This window comes from Acidithiobacillus sp. YTS05, assembly GCF_024396695.1.
Classification (GTDB): domain Bacteria; phylum Pseudomonadota; class Gammaproteobacteria; order Acidithiobacillales; family Acidithiobacillaceae; genus Igneacidithiobacillus; species Igneacidithiobacillus copahuensis.
The window spans coordinates 1,061,618-1,081,604 of sequence record NZ_CP094359.1; the positions used below are offsets into that span (position 1 = coordinate 1,061,618).

The 19,987-nt window shown below is 56.6% G+C and carries 17 protein-coding genes, 4 pseudogenes and 1 other annotated feature; of the genes and pseudogenes, 11 read left to right on the forward strand and 10 right to left on the reverse strand.

The features are described from left to right. Positions 1-150 precede the first annotated feature (150 nt). Positions 151-858, forward strand: coding sequence for a response regulator (locus MQE22_RS05315; protein ID WP_215870870.1), 708 nt, complete (start codon positions 151-153; stop codon positions 856-858). A 2-nt stretch (positions 859-860) separates the two neighbouring features. Continuing rightward, a complete protein-coding gene (locus MQE22_RS05320) occupies positions 861-2,108 on the forward strand; it encodes an ATP-binding protein (protein ID WP_226827562.1) in 1,248 nt (415 codons plus the stop codon). A 25-nt stretch (positions 2,109-2,133) separates the two neighbouring features. On the opposite strand, the gene MQE22_RS05325 is transcribed toward MQE22_RS05320, so the two are convergent. Beyond that, on the reverse strand, positions 2,134-3,465 hold the full coding sequence (locus tag MQE22_RS05325) for an MFS transporter (protein ID WP_215870872.1): 1,332 nt from the start codon (positions 3,463-3,465) through the stop codon (positions 2,134-2,136). Between the two features lie 328 nt (positions 3,466-3,793). Between MQE22_RS05325 and MQE22_RS05330 the strand changes: the two genes are divergently transcribed. Continuing rightward, complete coding sequence (locus MQE22_RS05330) at positions 3,794-4,216, forward strand: hypothetical protein (RefSeq protein WP_215870873.1); 423 nt, start codon at positions 3,794-3,796, stop codon at positions 4,214-4,216. On the opposite strand, the gene MQE22_RS05335 is transcribed toward MQE22_RS05330, so the two are convergent. The 5 genes from MQE22_RS05335 to MQE22_RS05355 form a co-directional block, all read right to left on the reverse strand. After that, the gene (locus tag MQE22_RS05335; protein WP_255790214.1) at positions 4,174-4,707 is read right to left on the reverse strand and encodes a DODA-type extradiol aromatic ring-opening family dioxygenase; all 534 of its coding nucleotides are present in this window, start codon (positions 4,705-4,707) and stop codon (positions 4,174-4,176) included. The two genes, MQE22_RS05330 and MQE22_RS05335, sit on opposite strands and share 43 nt — an antisense overlap. 6 nt (positions 4,708-4,713) lie before the next feature. After that, positions 4,714-5,840, reverse strand: a protein-coding gene (locus MQE22_RS05340; protein ID WP_483168009.1) for an IS3 family transposase whose coding sequence is annotated in 2 segments (ribosomal slippage) — positions 4,714-5,571 and positions 5,574-5,840 — 1,125 coding nt in all. Because the reading frame shifts where the segments join, the coding sequence is not laid out codon by codon here. Positions 5,841-6,303: 463 nt separating this feature from the next. Beyond that, positions 6,304-6,933: a YceI family protein gene (locus MQE22_RS05345; RefSeq protein ID WP_215871287.1), complete on the reverse strand. Its 630-nt coding sequence runs from the start codon at positions 6,931-6,933 to the stop codon at positions 6,304-6,306. 9 nt (positions 6,934-6,942) lie between these two features. Continuing rightward, positions 6,943-7,551: an NAD(P)H:quinone oxidoreductase gene (gene wrbA, locus MQE22_RS05350; protein WP_215871288.1), complete on the reverse strand. Its 609-nt coding sequence runs from the start codon at positions 7,549-7,551 to the stop codon at positions 6,943-6,945. Positions 7,552-7,942: 391 nt separating this feature from the next. After that, positions 7,943-8,380, reverse strand: coding sequence for an integrase core domain-containing protein (locus MQE22_RS05355; RefSeq protein WP_215873460.1), 438 nt, complete (start codon positions 8,378-8,380; stop codon positions 7,943-7,945). A gap of 3 nt (positions 8,381-8,383) precedes the next feature. Here MQE22_RS05355 and MQE22_RS05360 point away from each other — a divergent pair. The 6 genes and pseudogenes from MQE22_RS05360 to MQE22_RS05385 form a co-directional block, all read left to right on the forward strand. Then, positions 8,384-8,859: pseudogene (locus tag MQE22_RS05360) on the forward strand (transposase); the annotation flags it as partial. Then, positions 8,662-8,778 (forward strand) — a sequence feature (AL1L pseudoknot). Its footprint overlaps the pseudogene before it by 117 nt. Continuing rightward, positions 8,792-8,932: a hypothetical protein gene (locus MQE22_RS05365; RefSeq protein ID WP_215872586.1), complete on the forward strand. Its 141-nt coding sequence runs from the start codon at positions 8,792-8,794 to the stop codon at positions 8,930-8,932. The pseudogene MQE22_RS05360 and the gene MQE22_RS05365, both read left to right, overlap by 68 nt. 277 nt (positions 8,933-9,209) lie before the next feature. Then, positions 9,210-9,584 carry a hypothetical protein gene (locus MQE22_RS05370; protein WP_215872585.1) on the forward strand — a complete coding sequence of 125 codons (375 nt, stop codon included), beginning with the start codon at positions 9,210-9,212 and terminating at the stop codon, positions 9,582-9,584. A gap of 926 nt (positions 9,585-10,510) precedes the next feature. Then, the gene (locus tag MQE22_RS05375; protein WP_215872584.1) at positions 10,511-10,885 is read left to right on the forward strand and encodes a hypothetical protein; all 375 of its coding nucleotides are present in this window, start codon (positions 10,511-10,513) and stop codon (positions 10,883-10,885) included. A 140-nt stretch (positions 10,886-11,025) separates the two neighbouring features. Further along, positions 11,026-11,307, forward strand: a complete 282-nt coding sequence (locus MQE22_RS05380; protein WP_215872583.1) for a hypothetical protein — start codon at positions 11,026-11,028, stop codon at positions 11,305-11,307. After that, positions 11,304-12,566 carry an IS256 family transposase gene (locus MQE22_RS05385; protein WP_215872582.1) on the forward strand — a complete coding sequence of 421 codons (1,263 nt, stop codon included), beginning with the start codon at positions 11,304-11,306 and terminating at the stop codon, positions 12,564-12,566. The genes MQE22_RS05380 and MQE22_RS05385 overlap by 4 nt, the downstream gene beginning before the upstream one ends. 523 nt (positions 12,567-13,089) lie before the next feature. Here MQE22_RS05385 and MQE22_RS05390 read toward each other — a convergent pair. Both MQE22_RS05390 and MQE22_RS05395 read right to left on the reverse strand, forming a co-directional pair. Further along, positions 13,090-13,281, reverse strand: a pseudogene (locus MQE22_RS05390) (transposase); the annotation flags it as partial. 31 nt (positions 13,282-13,312) lie between these two features. Further along, entirely contained in the window at positions 13,313-14,734 is a 1,422-nt protein-coding gene (locus MQE22_RS05395; protein WP_215872581.1) for a ParM/StbA family protein, read from the reverse strand. A gap of 369 nt (positions 14,735-15,103) precedes the next feature. On the opposite strand from MQE22_RS05395, the pseudogene MQE22_RS05400 reads away from it, so the two are divergent. Both MQE22_RS05400 and MQE22_RS13820 read left to right on the forward strand, forming a co-directional pair. Next, positions 15,104-15,274 (forward strand): annotated as a pseudogene (locus MQE22_RS05400) (ATP-binding protein); the annotation flags it as partial. A 415-nt stretch (positions 15,275-15,689) separates the two neighbouring features. Continuing rightward, positions 15,690-16,242, forward strand: a pseudogene (locus MQE22_RS13820) (IS21 family transposase); the annotation flags it as partial. A gap of 203 nt (positions 16,243-16,445) precedes the next feature. Here MQE22_RS13820 and MQE22_RS05410 read toward each other — a convergent pair. After that, the gene (locus MQE22_RS05410) at positions 16,446-17,180 is read right to left on the reverse strand and encodes a response regulator transcription factor (protein ID WP_215872578.1); all 735 of its coding nucleotides are present in this window, start codon (positions 17,178-17,180) and stop codon (positions 16,446-16,448) included. A 4-nt stretch (positions 17,181-17,184) separates the two neighbouring features. Beyond that, a complete protein-coding gene (locus MQE22_RS05415) occupies positions 17,185-19,917 on the reverse strand; it encodes a sensor histidine kinase (RefSeq protein ID WP_215872577.1) in 2,733 nt (910 codons plus the stop codon). Positions 19,918-19,987 lie beyond the last annotated feature (70 nt).

Here is a 19,987-nt window from a genome sequence, read left to right on the forward strand (position 1 = left end):
AAAGTACGGGCTCAGTGTATCCAGCGCTCCTGTAACAATCCTGAGCGGTGGTGGTGTGAGTTTGTAACAGATAGGCGCACGCTGGTCCTTGGTGATGTCTGGTTACAATTTCCCCTGGAGAGAGCGCCGCGGTAGGGGTATTGTTGTGTCATGGAAAACGGCAAAGTGCAGATACTGGTGGTAGAAGATGACCTTCGGCTACGAAGCTTGCTGGAATCGCATCTGCGCGCCTTTGGTTTTGCCGTGCAGAGCCGGCCAGACGGGCAAGGACTGGAGCGGATTCTGCAAGAGCGGGCAACGGATCTGCTGGTTCTTGATCTCGGTTTGCCCAAGGAGGACGGGCTGCAGATTTGCCAGCGCATCCGCCGCGACTCCCAGATCCCCATCCTTATCCTCACCGCTCGCAATGATGAGCTGGACCGTATCCTCGGTCTGGAAATGGGGGCGGATGATTACCTCACCAAACCCTTTCATCCGCGCGAGCTGGTCGCCAGAATTCAGGCGATCCTGCGACGCACGCGTAGCTCGTCGATGACCACCCTGGAGAAATCCGGAGAGCAGATCGTCGGCCCCTTTCGCCTCGATCGTGGTCGACAGGAAATTTTTCTGCATGGCAAACAGCTGGAGCTTTCCACCAGCGAATATCTTACCTTGGCCGTGCTGATCGAACACGAAGGACAGGTCTTGAGCCGGGAAAAACTTCTCTGGCTAACTCGGCAACGCAGTCTCGACCCAGAAGATCGCAGCGTCGATATGCAAGTCTCGCGCTTACGACGACTGCTTGGCGATGATCAACGGGAGCAGCGCCATATCCGCACCGTATGGGGAAGGGGCTATCTCTTCGTTGCAGAACCGTAAAAATGCGTCGACTCTGGCCTCGCAGCTCTCTCGGTCGCAGCCTCCTACTCCTCAGTCTGCTCCTGCTGATCAGTCAGGGTTCGATCTATCTGCTGTTCCACAATTATGTCTTCGATCCAGCGGCGCAACGTTTCGCGCAACTGCTCTGGCAGGTGGATCAGACCCTGGTCGCCAGGCCGCCAACGGAATTGGGCTGGAGTCGGTCTTCGCAGCCGCTGGGGTCGATACCGCAGTCCTATTTTTGGCGAGAGGTAGCACAGTCATTTGCCAAAATCGACAAGGGCGCGCAACTGCGGGTACAGGAGCAGGAGGGGACGCTGTGGGTTTGGTTGCGAGGCAAGCAGGGGCAGTCCTGGTTGGGCGTCCCAATCCAGGGGGTGGCCCTGATCGGCAATCCGTTCACCTTCGTTCGTCTGCTCATCATGCTCTTCCTGATTCTGCTGGGAGCCTGGCTGATCGTCTGGCAGGTCAACCGGCCTCTGTCTCGACTGGCGCGCTCTGCCCCGCGCCTGCTGCGCGGGGAATATTCGGATGGCTATCCTGTCAGCCCCCATGCCCCCGAAGATATCCAGGAATTGGAACGAACTCTGGCGGGTATGGCCGCGGACCTGCATCGTCTGCACGAGGAGCGCACTCTGCTCCTCACCGGCATATCCCACGAACTGCGCACCCCGTTGTCTCGCCTTCTGCTGAGCTTGCATCTGCCAGCCGATGAATGGGCACGGGAACAACCCGCCATGCTCGCTGATGTCGAAGAAATGGAAGAGGTGCTTGGCAATTTTCTGGCTTGGGTGCAGGGCGGGGAAAGGGAAAAGCAAATCACCATTCCCGTTGCGCAATGGTTTCAGGAGATGGCGGCCATCGCCAGGGACCGCTACGGATTGGAGGTGGCAGAAAATCTGGTTGCCGGCGGGTCTTTTTTGTGTCGTCCCATCGCTTTGGAGCGGGTCTTTCGCAACCTGTTCGATAACAGCCGGCGTTACGGCAGTGGTGTCATCCGGCTGGAGGCCCGATGTGAGGAAGGCTTCTGCCGTTTTCGCTTGGTCGACCTAGGCGGGGAACCGCTCAGTGCCGCCATGATTTTCGCTATGAATGAGGGTTCACTGCCCCGCCAGACCGGTCATGGATCGGGCATGGGCATCCGGCTCTGCCACCGCTTGTTAGCCCAGCAAGGGGGGAGCCTGCACTATGCCGCCGCAACGGCGGGCGGGTTAGATGCCGAAGTGCTGCTACCCAGCACCAAGCGGTAGTCCGGTTGGGGGAAGCACATCGGCACTATATCTTTTCCAGATCTTCGAGACTTTTCTGCCGGGGCTCGATGCCGTAGCGCCAGGTTACCCAAACCGCGAGCAGAGAAATGGCCGCTAGTAGCACCAGCAGGCGGGGGATGCCCCAACTTTTTTCTAGGATGGGAAAGAGGAGGGCAGAGAGGAGGGCGCCGGCGCGGGACAGCCCCGTAGCCAGCCCCGCTGTACTGGCACGCAATTCGGTCGGGAAAAGTTCTGTCGCAAATGCAAAGACCGTGACCCCGGGACCGATGCCGACACCCAGGGCATAGAGGGCGGAAGCGGCGTAGATGCCGGTCACCCAGTTTTGCGCAGCGGCCAGGGCAAACAGCAGCAGACCGGCAGCCATGAGGAAAAACCCCGCACTCTGCAGGGGGATGCGGCCCCAACGGTCGATCCGGGTCATCATATAGCCGATGCCTACGACCGAGATGCAGAGGATGCCGGCGTTGATCGCCGCAGCTGCCGCATCGCTAGGCGCAAAACCGTTGCTGCGCAGTACCAGGGGAAAATACAGCGCAATCCCCAGTCCGACCACATCCAGACAAAACCACGGGAAGATGCTCAGAAACAGTCGGCGCAACCAGGGCTTTTGCAGGAGAGTGCGCCAGGACCGGGCCGGCGCAGCAAAGTTCTGCAGCATCGCTCGTCGTTCTGCGACTCTGCTTTCGGGATGTAATTGCACAATCGCCAGATCGGCTTCTGCCGTCCTGCCGTGGCGCACCAACCAGCGTGGCGACTCCGGTAGCCCCCGGCGCAGCCAGAGCAAGGCAAATGCGGGAATAGCCGCGCTTGCCAACATCCAACGCCAGGATTCGGAGCCGGTAAACAGCAACGACCAGCCAACGGCAGTGGACAGCAACGCCCCGACGTACCAGGCCATGTTGACCCGCGCAAAGCGGTTTCCGCGCAGGGCTGTCGGGGTATATTCGGCGACGATGGTGGCGACCAATGGGTAGTCTAAGCCGACGGCGAGTCCGGTCAGCAGGCGTCCCGCGAAGAGCACCGCCAGGTTGGGACTCAAGGCGCTGAGCAAGGCCCCGCCAATGTACAACAGCATGTTGGGGATAAGAAGCCGCTGTCTACCAAAGCGATCCGTGAAGATCCCGCCAAACAGTCCGCCGAGCAGCGAGCCGATCAGGGCCATGCCCATGAGCAGGCCGGTTTCCGCGGCATGAAGATGCCAGGCACTGTGTAGCGGCAGGAGCACGACGGCCATGATGCTGAGATCGTAGCCATCCAGGAGCATGCCCAGCATTGCCGCGCCCAAAGCGCGACGCACGCCAGAATGGGGAAGGGGGATAATGGAATGCCGAGACATGAGCGATCACCAGTGGGCGCCGGGAGGGCGGTGCGGGCTGTCGTTGTATCACAAAAGCACGGGTGTGGCGTAGGCGATTGTTTGCTGCTAATCAGTTGCCGCGCGACCTTTGGCAACGCTAGATGCAGATTTGGCAAAAGCTGCTACGAGCGCAGGTGTCGCAATTTTTGGCATCCGTAGTTCTCGAAGAGCTGGTTGCGTGGTCGGGGAGACGCCCCCAAGGACTGTCAGATCACCCCATTTACCGAGGCAAAATCGATATGACGTATTCTGACGCATGGCGGGTGTATGCTGCTTTTCATCGAAGACCGCACAAGGAGAGATCGCGATGGAAAAGCTACTCGTACGGGATGTTGCCGCGCAGGAACGTGCCTGGTTGCCGGAAATCTCCGGGGCCTTCGATGACGCCATCGAAACCCAGGTGCTTGGGCAGTTCCAGACCCGCATGATAGCCCGTCAGGAAGGCGGACAGGCAGGCGGACAGGCAGGCGACTTTGACGATGACCGCGCGTCGCTGGACAGCCTTCGCAAAGGACTCGGACTGCGGGACCGACTCCAGCTTCCTGCCATACCCAAGGGAAATCTGTCTCTCCTACCCTCCTACCCGTCCCACCCTATCCAGGGACTGTTTCCCCCAATCCCGCCATCGGACCGCGGGATAACTCGCTTCGCCGATTCCCAAATACCGAAAGACGTAACAGACGCTACTCAGCGGAAGATAAAAGCACTCTCCACGACGCCTAGCGCATGATCTTCAAAAATCTTTTCTCCCACGGTTTCCCATGCTGCTCCAGCAACCACAAACAGAGGTGCGAGATGCTCTTCGCGTGGATGAGCAAAACGAGCACCGGGTGCCTCCACCCAGTGGTGTAGACTTGTTCTTCTTTTTTCTGCGCTACCAGTAGTGATGGCCTTCGTAAGCCAATCGTCGAATTCCCAACCAATCGACTCGGATTGTGGACTACCTGCACGAGCCATCAGCTCGCGCATGTTATGAAAGCTGTTGCCTGAACCAACGATGAGCACGTTGTCGTCCCGCAGTTCCGCAAGAGCCTCTCCGGCAGCGAAGTGTACTTCTGGATCCAAACTTGCGTGCAAGGAGAGTTGGATGCAGGGTACGTCCGCCGCTGGGAGCATAATCTTGAGCGGAACAAAGACCCCATGATCATATCCTCTGAGTGAGGTGGCCCCCCCTGGATTGGACAGCCTGCTGGAGTGATTAAGCTCTGAATCTGTTTCCATGGCGGGTCAGGCCACCAGCCTTTGTAAACCTTCTGCATAGACCACATCGGGTGTTCTGTCTCCCAGAGAGGAGTGCGGTCTTTCGGCATTATACCAGTCGAAGTAGGCTCTGAGGCCAGCTTTCAGCTCGGTTCCAGTTTCTGCTGGCCGTAGGTAGACGTGCTCGTATTTGACGGTGCGCCAAAGCCGTTCGACAAAGACGTTATCTAGGGCCCGGCCTTTGCCGTCCATACTGATTCGAATGCCGTGCTGGCGGAGTACAGAGAGGAAGGACTCCGCGGTGAACTGAGCGCCCTGATCCGTGTTGAAGATCTCGGGGGTGCCATAGCGGCGTATGGCCTCTTTCAGGGCCTCTACGCAGAAACCCGCATCAAGACTGTTGGAAACCCGCCAGGACAACACCTTACGACTGAACCAGTCCACTACGGCTACGAGGTATTGAAATCCTCGTGCCATGGGCAGATAGGTCACATCCGCGGACCAGACCTGGTGGGGACGGTCCACCGTCACGCCACGCAACAGATAAGGATATTTTGGGTGCTGGGGGTGGGGCTTGCTGGTGTGTGGTCCGGGCGCCACCGCGGCAATGTCGAGGATACGCATGGCCCGGTGTACCGTTTTGCGGTTGACCACGACATTCTCCGCTTTCAGCATCCGATGGATCTGCCGCCTACCCATGAATGGAAAGGCGGTGTAGAGGCGATCGATCGCCCGCAACAGCCCGTCGCCCATCGGCCGAGGATGCGCGCGGTAATAGACCGTACTGCGGGGCACGCCCAAAAGAGCGCATTGCCGTTGCACAGAAACTGAGGTTTGGGCCCGGTCGATCATTTGGCGCCTTTCCCGATCCGGGACATGAGACCGGGCCTGGAGGCTAAAAAATCGCGTTCCATCTCCAGCTGTCCGATCTTCCGATACAAAGCCTGCACGTCCACGGGCTCCTCGGTCTGGGACTTTCCCCGTTCAAAGGCCGTGGCCGCATGCTCCACCAGCTGCCGGCGCCAGGCATTGATCATGGTGGGGTGTACCCCAAATTCTTGCGCCAGCTCGGCCATCGTCTTATCGCCCTGCAAGGCCACCAGGGCTACCTGCGCCTTGAATTCCGGCTTGTACTGCTTGCGTTTTCCCTTCATCCCTCGACTCCTTTCCTGAAGCCCAGAGCTTAACCCCTTGTCCAACTTTCGGGGGCCACTTCAGAGAGCGTCTGTCGCTGTAGAGATGGTAGCCGCTTGCAGCAGATCTACGACCCTCTCAGAGAGGCAGGGATCCCCCAAAGCAGGCCAGGAAATGTGATAGGTAGGTTCGGGGAACCCAAGGTAATCATAGAGGAGCCCAGGGGAGGGATGGGTCTGTACGGTAAACTCTGCTGCCTCCCAATGGGCTGAGATAATGAGAATGGCACGGGGACGCTGTGGCAATAATTCCGGGAGGGAAGCCAAGAAATGTCGCAGTCTTTCCCAGGTATCCAGAGGATTCCAGTCCATGAAAAAACAAGGACCAGCGCCGTGCGGAATATACAAACAGGGTTGCCGCATATTGGAATCCTTCCTAGATTATTGGAGAAAACGCCATCGGTAGCGACAACACCCTGCGTGGTTACTTCTTAACGCCCTCGACCTCGACTTTGACGGCTATCGCGTTGGATAGTCCCTCAGGCAGGTAGGCATCCATCCCAAAGTCGGAGCGATGAATGACGGTGGTGGCGACGAATCCCGAAAGGTATCCACCCCAAGGTTTGGGAAGGTAGGGAACGTTGCCTGCCCCAATCTCCTGGACCTGGAAGACTACTGGCTTCGTCACCCCATGCAGGGTCAAATTGCCGTATAGCTCCCCCTTTTTGGGGCCGTTCGGGACGTATTTGCTGCTGACAAAGGTGACGTTGGGATAGCGTTTGACATCGAAGAACTCCTTGCTGCGCAAATGTTGATCGCGCAAGGCGAAGTCGGTGTTGATGCTCGCGGCGGGGATGGTGATATCTACCTTGTCCTGGGCAGGATTTTGGGCGTTAAAGGTGTAGGTGCCAGTGATTTTGTCAAAGCGGCCAGTGAACTGGCCAATGCCGACGTGACCAATGGTGAAAAAGACATTGGTATGCTGCGGATCGATGCGATAGGTCCCACTCGGGTTTCCAGAGAGGGGGGTATAGGTCATAGTAGCGGCAAATACCGGACCGGCAAGACATAGTCCGGCGGCAAGCAGGATGCTTTGTGGGATTCTGTTACGCATGAGAAGCTCCTAGTTTCCAGTAATGAGTCTTAGGGTAATTTCTGCCACGTGCTTACCTTGAAAGCGAGCAATGGCAAGTTCATTGGCAGAGGGCATCCGACTGCCGTCACCGTTGGCCAGAGTGCTGGCACCATAGGGCGTGCCGCCACTGATTTCGTCCATGTTGACGAGCTCTTGGCAGCTGTAGGGCACGCCAACTACGATCATTCCCTGATGAAACAAAAAGGTGTGGAAAGAAGTGATGGTGGTCTCCTGGCCGCCATGCTGCGTTGCGGTGCTCACGAACACGCTGCCGACCTTGCCGACCAAGGCACCTTTTTGCCAAAGATTGCCGGTGCGGTCGAGAAAATTGCGCATCTGGCCGCTCATGTTGCCGAAGCGGGTGGGGGTGCCAAAGATGATGGCGTCGTACTCCGCGAGCTCGTCGGGATGCGCCTCCGGGGCTGCCTGCTGGGCCTTGGCGTGGATTTGAGCCAGGGTTTCCGGCGACATACTCTCCGGTACCCGCTTGATATCCACGGTAGTACCGGCTAGGGAACGTGCTCCTTCCGCTTCCGCTCGGGCCATCTCTTCTATATGACCCCACACGCTATGGTACAGAACCAGTATCCTGCTCATTCGGGAAACCCCTTGTGGGCGAACTTAATCGACATCGGTATTAGAGTAGGAGTAATCTTCTTTTGTAAAGTAGGTACTAAAGAGTAACCATTGAGCCAACGTTCCCCCGAAACATCCTGCCCCAAGGATCGACTCCTCCGACTCATCATGGTAGCGAGACGGTCCTCGTTCAGTTGCGTCGAGAGCACTCGCTCTTAGAGCGAATCGATGGCGTCTCAAAACAACGACAGCAGCACGGTCTCAACAATTCTTTGTTCGCCCTGGAGAGTGCCACCCATATCTCCCAGATTCAGCAGGAAATTGAGCAGGAGAAGGTTGAAGCGTGAGGTGGTCCCCCTGGATTGGACAGCCTGCTGTGGTGATTAAGCTCTGAACCTGTTTCCATGGCAGGTCAGGCCACCAGCCTTTGTAAACCTTCTGCATAGACCACATCGGGTGTTCTGTCTCCCAGAGAGGAGTGCGGTCTTTCGGCATTATACCAGTCGAAGTAGGTCCTGAGGCCAGCTTTCAGCTCGGTTCCAGTTTCTGCTGGCCACAGGTAGACGTACTCGTATTTGACGGTGCGCCAAAGCCGTTCGACAAAGACGTTATCTAGGGCCCGGCCTTTGCCGTCCATACTGATTCGAATGCCGTGCTGGCGGAGTACAGAGAGGAAGGACTCCGCGGTGAACTGAGCACCCTGATCCGTGTTGAAGATCTCGGGGGTGCCATAGCGGCGTATGGCCTCTTTCAGGGCCTCTACGCAGAAACCCGCATCAAGACTGTTGGAAACCTGAATCCCTCCGATTTCTTCGGCGGCTCTGTAACGTGACAGAATGGAGCCATGGATACGATGAAATCAGGTCACAAGTTTTCGGAAGAGGTTCGGCCTCGCGCAGTTCGATTGGTGGATGAGCATCGAGGGGAATACCCTTCGCTTGCGGCGGCGTTGCAATCGATTGCTCCGAAGTTCGGGTGTACTCCCAAGACGCTGCGAGAGTGGGTGAATAAGGCGGCAGTAGAGGCTGGTAAGCGGCCCGGCATGATGGCGTCGGAGCGGCAACGAATCCAGGAGCTGGAGCGAGAGGTCAAAGAGCTCCGTCGTGCAAATGAGATTCTGAAACTAGCCAGCACGTTTTTTGCCCAGGCGGAGCTCGACCGCCGATGCAAAAGGCAAGGACTTTCATAGACCTATATCGGGGAGACTATGGGGTAGAGCCCATCTGCCGCGTTTTGCAGGTGGCCCCATCGGGATACCGTCATGCCCTTGCCTGTCTACGACATCCAGAACTGCGGAGCCGGAGAGCCAAAAGAGAGAAAGAGCTTCTTTGCCGGAGTGATTTTTGTCGACGGGATACCGGCCAGCGAAACCCAGTTGGACCCCCAACAGGACGCCGCCTGAATCATGTCAGAAATTGCTCATACACCAGTTTTGACAATATCTCTCAGTCCCACAAGGTCAGGCTTGTCTGCTGTTCTGCCTCGCGATCCCGCTTTGCTCGTGACGGCCGACCGCCGCGCCCGCGCCGCCGAAACATCGCATGGATTGGCATCTCGTCACTGAGATCGATATCTCCGCCGTCAAAATCCGCAAACAGCGTTGTCTGTTTCCGCGCTTTTGCTTGCCAACTGGGGACGGTTGCTCCATTCTCACATCGGCAAACTTCAGTGAGAACCTCATGGCAAAGATCAGGAATCCAGCCGACAAAGTCGCCATCCTATTCGTCGCCGCGCTCGTGTTGATTGGCGGTCTGGCCCTCTACTTTCATGAGATGCACTCAGCGATCACCGACTTGCGCTCCGGCATCCTCGCTGGCGCCAAGCAAGCCGAATCAAGAATTCATTCCATGGCGGGAACGCAGACGGTGCCCACGTCCAAGTCTCTGCGCATTGTTGGCAAAATCCAGAAAGGCAATCAGAGCGATTATGTTGCCGCTGGATTGTCTGGAGAGTACGTTGTCATCCCCGCCACCGATTGCCGCACGGAATCCGTGGGGCCGGTCTGCGCTTATCATGGCGTTATGGTCACTCGAAGCTCTGGGGAGAGAACTTGATAAAGACGCTTGTGATAGCCGTTGCTGTGCTACTGGCACCGACAATTGCCGGGGCCGCTGATTGGTATGTATACAATGGAATGACGCACTCCTGTCGCGCAGCGGCCGCATTAGCCAGCGCCAAGGACTTTCTTGCCTTTGCAACGCCTTACAGCTAGAGGGAATGGCTCAAGCTACATGAGTCTGCCAGGTATGAAGGTATGAGGGTTCGCCACCTCGATGGCGGCTTGATGGTAGATTTTCGCATAGCACCAGATGGACATGTCGTTTATTTCTCGAGCGGTGGTCTCTGTCGCTCATTTGCGCAACAGTACGAACACATCACCCGCGCACCGAAACTCAACGAACTGCGCTGACATCTCTTCCAGCCACCCCAGCAATCGCCCTGCTGGCGCTTTTTTGTGCCGTAACGGCACCACCCCGGACCTATAACCGTGACACCATCACCGAGGCGCGATCTGCCCCGGTTTTGCTCTCTAGTGCTTACATAGTGCTTACATGAAAACAAAAAGACACTTGGGCGATCTACCTAAGTAACTGTTTTATTTGGTGCCGGCAACAAGAATCGAACTCGTGACCTTCTGATTACAAATCCGAAATATCACGCTTAGAGCCGATTTCCGTCATTTAGGCGTTTTATGTAGCTTGTGAAAACAATAAGATAAGAATGCGTCTGTCCCTCTTTATCCTGAGCTATCCCCCAGTATCCTGTCCGTAGTGGCGCGCCAGTGTCGCGCATATAGAATGAACATCTTAGATAAAAAAATACAAAATAACCCTTGAAACGAGTTTTTCGGATTTCTATATTGGGAGTTGAGCCGCAGATCTGATTCTGGCCGATTTGGATGCACCGCTTCCCTGCAGCGGCTCACTTTATTGTGATTTGCTTTAGGGAAGTTAGTTTTTTTACGGTTGGGAAGTACTCCTTGGATACGGGAATCAAAAAACGCTCTGAACGCTCTACATATCCTGCTGATCATAAACCGATAGGTGGTGACTGTAGGCAGAACGAGTGTCGGAAGATTACCGGCCTGATGGCCGGTAATCCGATGATTGATCCCATCCATTCAAAGATGTTATATACCTACCGATCGTTTTCACAAATCATAGATGTGTCAGAAAAAACGGTTCGTAATAAGGTTTGCTCTGGTTCTTTTCCTCCTCCTATACAGACGATTTTCGGGCCAAGATTTAGTCAGGAGCACATTGATTTTGTCCTGAGCGGTAAGCATCCCGTCCGGCGCCGGGGGCGGCCGCGCATCGCTAAGAAAGACAAAATGGGGAAGGGAGAGGAGCCGTGAATACGCCCACGCTCGGGTCTAACAGTCCTAGGACGACGGTTGACGTTGTCCGGCTCACGCGGTTCACGTCTGACCGGCGACTCACGAAACGATTCGTGCTGCAAAGAGGGGGAGTCGACAAGCTTTCAGGCGGGGGGAAGATGAGCAGCGGCAAAGCCGTGGTCATGGAACTGCCATTCTCGCAATTACCGGATCTCATTGCTCAGCTGACGGACAATGAAGCATTGACATACGGGACGATCAAGAATGTTCATCCCGGCCAAGTGCAGCAAGTCACAATCAAAGATATAGCTGAAAAACACATTGTTCGAGCTATGATCGAATCTGGTGTATGGGAGATTACAGCTGACTTGAGGAAGGTGGCGCACTGTTGCCAGAAAAGGGTTTCGAGATCTGATCCGCAACGAAGAGGTGCGCCATGAGAGAAGATAGCAAAGTGGTAGAGGGATTGGCAGGGCTTGAGATGGGGATCGAAGAGATCCTGCGGCAAGGGGCAAGGCGTTTGGTCCAACAGGCAGTGGAGGCAGAGCTGGCGGCGGTACTCGAAGAGCTGAGCACGGTACGGACCGTGGATGGCCGACGTGCCGTGGTGCGCAATGGCTACCAGCCGGAGCGGGAGATCCTGACCCGCCTGGGTCCTGTTCCGGTGGGGGTACCCAAGACTCGGGACCGCTCGCGATCGTGCTTGAGAGTCCGCTCTTCTTTGGTCCCGCCTTATGTCCGCCGTACGCAGACCATCGCTGCGGCCCTGCCCTGGCTCTACCTGCACGGCATTTCCTCTGGCAAGCTGCGCGAGGCGCTGGTCGTGCTGTTGGGCGAGCAGGCCCGGGGGCTCTCTCCGGCGGCCCTGGGGCGCCTCAAGGCGGAGTGGGCGCAAGAACATGCCGAATGGCAGCATCGTTCCCTCTGTGGCAAGCGCTATGCCTACTGGTGGGCCGATGGCATCTACACCAACCTGCGCGCGGAAGATGACCCGCGCATTTGTCTCCTGGTCATCATCGGCGTGATCTCTGAAGGGAAGAAAGAGATCGTGGCGGTCACCGACGGCCTGCGCGAATCCAAGGTGTCCTGGCTCGAAGTCCTGCGCGACCTGCGCGATCGCGGCGTGCAGGAAGCCCCCTTGCTGGCCATCGGCGACGGCGCCCTGGGCTTCTGGTCGGCTCTGAGCGAGATCTATCCGCAGATACGCCATCAACGCTGCTGGGTGCACAAGACCGCCAACGTCCTCAACGAGTTTCCCAAGCGGCTGCAGAGCCAGGCCAAGGCCGCCCTGCAGAACATCTGGATGGCCGAGACCAAAGAGGCAGCAGAGCAGGCTTGGCGGGTCTTTGTGCGCAACTACCAGGTCAAGTATCCAAAGGCGGTAGAGAAGCTACAGAAGGACCGCGACGTGCTGCTGACCTTCTACGACTTTCCCGCAGAGCACTGGCTCCACATTCGCAGCAGCAATGCTATCGAGTCCACCTTTGCGACCGTTCGCCAGCGCAGCAGCCGCACCAAGAACTGCGTCTCGCGCAGCAGTTTTCTGGGCCTGAGCTTCAAGCTCATCCAGCAAGCGGAGAAACACTGGAAAGGGATCCGCCACCCACAGAGGCTCAGGGATCTCTTTGCCGGAGTGATTTTTGTCGACGGGATACCGGCCAATGAAACCCAGCCGGATAGCCAACAGGACGCCGCCTGAATCATGTTAGCAAATCCTGATACACCACTCTTGACCATAGCTCTGACCAATTTCGAGAGATCCAGCTGCTCAACCACCTCCACAATGAACTGGGCCAAATGCCCCTCGGAAAGCCAGTCCCCCATGAACGGAAGGGCCAGATAGGAAGGCTTGCGGTCGGCAGAAATGGGCCATTTCTTACTCACTCCATCGAGTTATAGATCATTATATCCTATTTATCCCAAAGGGTAAATCCGACGGGCTGCTAGACAACATTTTGTCTTGACAGCGGGGTCCGCCACATTCCACGCATAATCAAATCCGTCCGTGCCTTGTCCCTGCAGTTATACCACGGACTTTTTCAGCAACCTCCTAAACTTCAGCTCCGTATAAACTGCTACAAAAAAACCGGATAACAAAGTAATCCAAGTTCGACCTAGCAGGGAGAGATAGACATCACTATGACGATCCTTCCTCCGCTACTCGCCGGAAGAGCGAAGTGAGGGCGAGTAGTCCCGGGCAGGCCAAGCGGTGTACTCCATCCGCCGAAACGACCGCCGAAGGTTGGGAGTGATCCCGCCTGTTCCTGGATAGCCCGCTTCCATTGGGCTACCTGCGTCGAGTGTACGCCGTATTCCTGGGCAATCTCATGTACGGTCTTCACCCCGCGGATCGCTTCCAACCCGACCTTGGCCTTGAAGGCCGATCCATATACGTTCCTCTTGCCTACACTCATCGTCCTCTCCTTGCCAGACGATAGTTTAAACTCATGTCTCGAATTCGGGGTCCACTATAGTCTTATCCGATGCCAGCGCGTCCAGATACAAATTCAGTGCAACTACCAGATGATCAGAAAAACCAACAATGCCACGCTTGGTTCGGGGCAATGTCGCAACCCACTGGTAAATCCTCGCATGCAAAGGATTTCCATCATAAATACGGGCACACAACTTGAAAAAATTGCACTCGACAGAAAGCGTGTCCTCTAAAGCAGGGCGCAAAAAAAGCGCATCTGGATCACTGACGGATGGCCCTTCGTCAATTTCTTCCTCTTCGTACAACAATCCATCACTATCATCCTGAATCTGCGAGGATTCGATGCGTGGCGACGAACTGAAGTCATCATCATCCTCGTCAAAATTAGACATTGCAATCTCCTCTAGCCAGATATTGTTGAGACAAAGATAAGTAAACATTCCTAAAACTGGTAAAAACCGGCTGCCACCTATGTCATGGTACTCCACCAACTGGGCATTCGGGAAAATTTCCTGAATATACGGGAAGAAATCACGCGCACCACCACCATAAACGCCAATCTTCATGTACGCGGCATCCTGTACCCATTTTGCATACAACATGGTAATCAATGGCTGCACTACCTGCTTTACGGCTTCCGCCACTACATCGCTGATATCGCGAATCTCGCCACCCAAAAAGATTTTGTTGCGCTTTTCGACCGCTCGCATGGCCGTAATGGTATCCATAGATACGCCATATTGTGTGTGCAACATGGAAGAAACGGTCGCTGCAACTCTGGACATGCCAATGTTGCTTCCCCCACTTTTTTCCAGCATCGGTCGTACACCCTGCATAATCGCATAGCCTGTGGTATACGTTCCGACATCAATACCGCCCAACATCGTATCCTGCAAAACCAGTTTCTTGATCTCCAGATCACGGTTCGACCACGCATACAGACCTGCCGCTGCCTGCGGCATGACCATTCCCTCATTGCGGAAAATCCGAATATTCATAGGTTTTCCATGTACGACTGCTCGATGATCGCCCAATATCTCCACCATTATCTGACGTGAGCGTTCCCGAAAACTGGACTGCGGCAAACCGATTGCCAGATGCACATCCCCCTCATAAATGCCCAACTCTGCCAAAGCACGGAATAACAGCACTTTCCAGCCGTCAGACCCCGCCCAATCATGATTCAAAGTATTGGTAAGTTGATAAGGACGGAGATTCTCCGCTGCCCACTGACCAGTAATCCACGAACGGCCACCATATTCAATGATCTGCGAGTCATCAAAACCAAAAGACCCCAACAATTCGCTAGGTAAAATGCCCACCACAGAAGGAAAAGAAATCCGCTTACTATCAGCAGAAACACCCGCAACCGCCTTGACATACCCAGAACCAATGTCTACCGCAACAATCTGATCCGACGAACCTTTCTTCACTTGTAGTTACCCCTCTATAGCAATCCATTCCCATCTCTATCGACATGATGTCGACACAACAACGTACACCACTAGTCCATAATATGGCGTCCAAACAAAAATTGAAAGGGGCAAAATCAAAAAAACCAAAACATGGACAAAAAATGTCTGAAAAACGTGGAAAATAAATACACGTATTGTCTACATTAGGGGGTTTCCCGTTAACTAAAAACAGTCCCCCCCCGGCTCTGCCGAGATGACAGTAGATGTTTGGCATATAGAGGAGTCAATCAGAGAACCGACGTTGGGAGCCGCCAAGCAAACGATGAAGGAGAGACCGATGGACGAGAAACTTAGCCTACGGCACAGCCGATGGGAGTGCAAATACCAACTTGCGTGATTGTGGTCAGTAACCTCTCCCTCGGCGAATGCGCCCAGGTCTTTGGTGACGCCAAGAAGACCACCGCCATGCTCGACCGCCTCACCCACCACTGGGACATCATCGAGACGGGAAACGACTCCTACCGCTACAAAAAGCGCCGCGCCACACCCCCCTCTGAACCTGTTCAAATTTCGACGCTGATTGACACTCATCGCGTACCCACCTTGCGTTGGACGGAAATGCGTGGGTGTCCTGGTTGTCGCGGACGTGTGGGATTTGTAACGGTTTCAGTGCGCGGCTGGCCCAGCACAAAAGCCATGTGTTCCGATGTGAATCGAGGACCGAAAACTGTTCGTACTGGCGGTGGGAAAGAACCTGTCAGCGGCCACCAATATGGCGCCATTTCAGGGTCACCATAATGGAGCCACTCTGGGGTCACCATAATGGCGCCACCTTAGGGTCGGCATAAAGGAGCCAGGTTGCGGCCACCATAATGGCGCCACCGGCAGTGTAGGAGTCTGGATCTCGAACTTCCCTTGGGTGGGCTACCCTCAAGCTTTTTGGAGGGTAGCCATGAGCAACAGGAGGTTTGAGATGTTCACGATTCGTCAGATCTTGGTGCGGATGCGCCAAGGCGACACTGATCGCGGTATTGCCCGCACCGGGCTCATGGGGCGCAAGAAGCTCAGTGTCTTGCGGCAACAGGCGGCCCGCCTGAGTTGGTTGGATCGGCAGTCACCGTTACCCTGTAACGAAGAGTTGGCTACGTTTTCCAGCGTCGACCAGACGCGCAGCCCGCCCAGCGGGTCTCCTCCCTTCGGGATCACGAGCAACGCATTACGGAGTGGGTGGCACGAGACATTCAGGCCACGACCATCCATGCTGCCCTCGTGCGCAAGTATGGCTTTACGGGCAGCTATTCCGCTGTCAAACGCCTGGTCCGCCGGATCCGTGCGGCAGAACCACCGGAGGTCACGTTGCGCCTCGTCTTTACCCCCGGAGAAGCCGCCCAAGTGGACTTTGGGCCGGTCCTCACCTGGCGGACCCGCGCACCGGTGAGATCCGCGAGACGTGGTTCTTCGTTATGACATTGCGCTGGTCTCGCCACCAGTATGCCGAGATCGTCTGGGACCAGACCGTAGCCACCTGAATCCCGCCGGGATCTATGCGGGGAGCGCTTAGCAATGGGTATCCCTACCGCGATATCGGTTGCCGCGGCCGTAACGGGCGGAACTTGCTCCGATGTTCCTTTCTAGGTGCTGTCACAGCGTCCTTCTCAATCGCTTACGCGGCGGTAAACGGAGGGTCAATAACGCCTACTCCTTCCCCCAGTAGAAGAATCTGCGTAGCTTACGGCTTTTGCAAGGGATCCGTCAGATCCGACGCAATCACCAAGCGATACCCTACCCCTACTTCGGTAGTGAGATATTGCGGCTGATTGGGGTCGGGCTCGATCTTTTCCCGCAGTTTTTGCATATAAATCCGCAAGTAATGGGTCTGGTCGGCATGCGCTGGCCCCCACACGGCGCTGAGAATCCGCTGGTGGGGCAGAACCGCTCCTGCATTGCGCAGCAAAACCCGCATCAGCTGATACTCTTTGCTTGTCAGTGAAATCTCTCGTTCGCCAATGTGCAGACACCGAGTCTGGTCCGCCAGGGTCCAGTTACCGACCTGCAGTGGGCCCTGCTGCAGGCTGACACCGCTGCGGCGCAGATGAGCGTGTAGCCGCGCCAGCAATTCCGCCAGGGTAAACGGTTTGGTGAGGTAATCGTCCGCGCCGCTTTGCAAGGCTTGCACCTTGTCGGCTTCCTGTCCCCGCGCCGACAGGATCATGAGCACGGTTTCGGGGGATTCCTTGCGAAACCAAGGGACCAGTTCCAAACCGTCCCGATCAGGTAAACCCAGGTCCAGCAGTACCGCGGCATAGGGCTGTTTCCCATGGTTACGTCGCTGACGAAGGGCGACCTGGGCCGTCGCCCCTGATGCCTGCCACTCCAGCTGGTAGCGCCCATCGGCAGCCAGTGCCCTTTGCAGGAATTGGGCAATGGCCTGATCATCTTCTACCAGCAATAGCGCTGTGCTCATTCTCTTACCCCTCCTTGGGGGGTGGCGGCGGGGCGACCCGGGGCAAGGTGAAACAGAATCTTGCGCCGCCATTGCTAAGCCTGTTGATGACCCAGACTCTTCCGCCGTGCAGCTGGACGATACTTTTGACCAGGGCCAATCCCAATCCACTACCGCCAGTTCCAACCGGTGGCTTGACCTGGCTGAAGCGTTCAAAAATCTGCTCTTCCCGACCTGGCGGAATACCATGTCCGTTATCGGCAACACAGAGAAAGATTTCGCGTTCATCGGCACGCGCGTCCATCTCGATGGCACTACCAGCGGGGGTGTATTTACAGGCATTTTCGAGGAGGTTGCTATACACTTGGGTCAGTAACACCGGATCTCCGTATAACAACGGGAAGTCCTTGGGAATCTGCACCGTAAACGGTCGCCCCTCACAAAGGGCCTGGCGTTCGCGGCGGGCATTCCCCACAATCTCGGTCAGCGGGACCCACTCTTTTTTGAGCTCGGTGCCTCCCGAGAGGAGGGCGGCGACCCGCAAAATGCGCTCGATATTTTCACTCATCCGTTGCGTCTGCCCGTAAATATCAAGAATGAGCGCACGTTGCTCGGCCTCGGAGAGCTTGTCCTGCAGGTGATCGAGGGTACTCAGGGAACCAAGAATGGTCGTCAGTGGGGTACGCAAATCGTGGGATACGGCACCGAGCAGAGCGCTCTGCATCCGTTCCACTTGCAACCGGAGATCGGCTTCGCTACGTATCTCGGCCGTGCGTGCGGTTTCCAGGGCAGCGGCGATGAGCCGCGTGATGGTCTCCAGGTAGCGAAACCAGTCCACCGGCGTCCGCTGAATCTCGAGATCGCTGACCAGCAGCACGCCAAGGGGTTGCTCATTGTTCACCATGGGCAGCAATAAGGCAGGCAGAGAGGATAAGGTATCCGTACCCATGCCGGCGCTACGTCGATGCTGAAAGACCCAAACGGCAGCGGAATTCAAGGCTTCCCGGTGAGTGCCAGGGTCTTGATCGGGAGGAAAAAACTGCAGCGGCAGAGCAGCGTCATTGCCTGCCGGCAACCAGAAGCTGACGGTGATTCCCAGGGTGCTGTGGATCTGTTCTGCGGCGGTGGACAGGACTTCTGCAATCGTGTGCACCCGGCTGAGGGCCCGCACCAGGGTGTAGAGATTGCGCACGCGACGTTCCCGCATCCGGGCCATGGATTCCTGCTCTTTCGAGCGAGCCACCAATTGACTGATCAGCACCGCGACGCCGATGATCACCGCAAAGCTGAGCAGGGAGCCGAGGGTGGCGGTCAGGCCACGGCTCAGACCGAAGACGTAAAAGGATGCCAGAGCGCTGAGGAGAGCGGCAACGGACGGCCATCTGCCAAAATACAACGCAATGACCACGGCACCCACCAGGTACAGAAGGAAAAGACCCGGAAGCCCCACTAGCGCGGAAATACCGAGGCCCAGCAGAGACATTCCGACACCAGCGGCGACGCCGATGGCAAGGGCCTGTTTCTGCTGCCGTCGCTGCTTTTCACTACGGACCATGCCCAGGTATTGGCGGCTACGCTCCTGGCTGTCCTTGCTGACGTCTTTGCGCGTGGGCAAGGGGTGGATGGTCAGACCAATGGGGCGCTTGTGACTCAGCAATCTGCCAAGCAGGGAACCTGGCCACCACCAAAGGTATCTTCGCATTCCCTGGGACTGCCCGATGAGAACCTGTGTCACCTCGCGCAATTTGGCATAGGCCAGAATTTCCGCCACCACGTCTACGCCGGTCAAACGTACCGTCTCGGCCCCCAGGCGCTCGGCCAGGTGCAGATTGCTCCACAGCCAGGCCTGTGCTTGCGCGTCTTCCAGCAGGCCTTTGACGGTATCAACGTGGACGACGATCCAGGGACAGCGCATGGCCGTCGCCAGGCGGTACCCCGCACGGACCAGATGTTCGTCGTCGGCATTCATGCCAATGGCTACCAGCAGTCGTTCGCGCAGACCTACCGACTCGCTTTCGGCGTTTTCGGCCCGAAACTGGCGTAGCTCGAGATCGACGCGGTCGGCGGCAACACGCATGGCCAGCTGGCGCAAGGCGATAAGATTACCACGACGAAAAAAATTCGCCATGGCACGGGCACCGCGCTCGCCAAGGTAGACCTTACCATCCTTGAGCCGTTGCAGCAGGTCGGCGTCGCTGATATCCACCAGGGTAAGTTCTTCAGCTTCCTCAATAATTCGATCTGGCACCGTTTCGCGTACCCGAACCCCGGCAATCGCTTGTACTACCTCGTTGACGCTTTCGAGATGCTGGACGTTGACGGTGGTAGCGACGTTAATCCCCGCTTCCAGCAGTTCCTCCAGATCCTGCCAGCGCTTCTGGTGGCGGGACCCAGGGGCGTTGCTGTGTGCGAGCTCATCGAGCAGGAGCAGGCCGGGGCGGCGGGTGAGTGCGGCGTCGAGATCAAACTCTTCTAAGGTGACGTTGCGATGCTGAATGCTTCGTAATGGCAGTTGCGGCAGGGTATCGGCTAGGGCCTGCGTATCGCTGCGCTGGTGGGTTTCGACGATGCCGATGACGACGTCGCGGCCTTTGTTGGTTTCCTCCTGGCCATAGCGCAACATGGCGTAGGTCTTACCCACTCCCGGCGCAGCGCCAAAAAAAATCTTTAGCCGCCCGCGATGCTTGCTGGCCTCTTCTTTCTGGGCAACAGCAAGCAGGGCATCCGGATCCGGGCGCTTGTCGGTGTCATCAGCCATTCGGTTTCTCACCACCCGCGGGAACGCGCATTGCCGGCATCATAGAAAATCCCTGCGCCACGGTCTATGT

Bases quoted from the DNA above. Each gene is read 5' to 3' on its own strand.
- MQE22_RS05370 (WP_215872585.1), top strand. From the start codon at position 9,210: ATGGCAAAGATCAGGAATCCAGCCGACAAAGTCGCCATCCTATTCGTC.
- MQE22_RS05385 (WP_215872582.1), top strand. From the start codon at position 11,304: ATGAGAGAAGATAGCAAAGTGGTAGAGGGATTGGCAGGGCTTGAGATG.
- wrbA (WP_215871288.1), bottom strand. From the start codon at position 7,551: ATGAGCAGGATACTGGTTCTGTACCATAGCGTGTGGGGTCATATAGAA.
- MQE22_RS05315 (WP_215870870.1), top strand. From the start codon at position 151: ATGGAAAACGGCAAAGTGCAGATACTGGTGGTAGAAGATGACCTTCGG.
- MQE22_RS05380 (WP_215872583.1), top strand. From the start codon at position 11,026: ATGAGCAGCGGCAAAGCCGTGGTCATGGAACTGCCATTCTCGCAATTA.
- MQE22_RS05345 (WP_215871287.1), bottom strand. From the start codon at position 6,933: ATGCGTAACAGAATCCCACAAAGCATCCTGCTTGCCGCCGGACTATGT.
- MQE22_RS05320 (WP_226827562.1), top strand. From the start codon at position 861: ATGCGTCGACTCTGGCCTCGCAGCTCTCTCGGTCGCAGCCTCCTACTC.
- MQE22_RS05325 (WP_215870872.1), bottom strand. From the start codon at position 3,465: ATGTCTCGGCATTCCATTATCCCCCTTCCCCATTCTGGCGTGCGTCGC.
- MQE22_RS05335 (WP_255790214.1), bottom strand. From the start codon at position 4,707: ATGGAAACAGATTCAGAGCTTAATCACTCCAGCAGGCTGTCCAATCCA.
- MQE22_RS05330 (WP_215870873.1), top strand. From the start codon at position 3,794: ATGGAAAAGCTACTCGTACGGGATGTTGCCGCGCAGGAACGTGCCTGG.
- MQE22_RS05365 (WP_215872586.1), top strand. From the start codon at position 8,792: ATGCCCTTGCCTGTCTACGACATCCAGAACTGCGGAGCCGGAGAGCCA.
- MQE22_RS05415 (WP_215872577.1), bottom strand. From the start codon at position 19,917: ATGGCTGATGACACCGACAAGCGCCCGGATCCGGATGCCCTGCTTGCT.
- MQE22_RS05410 (WP_215872578.1), bottom strand. From the start codon at position 17,180: ATGAGCACAGCGCTATTGCTGGTAGAAGATGATCAGGCCATTGCCCAA.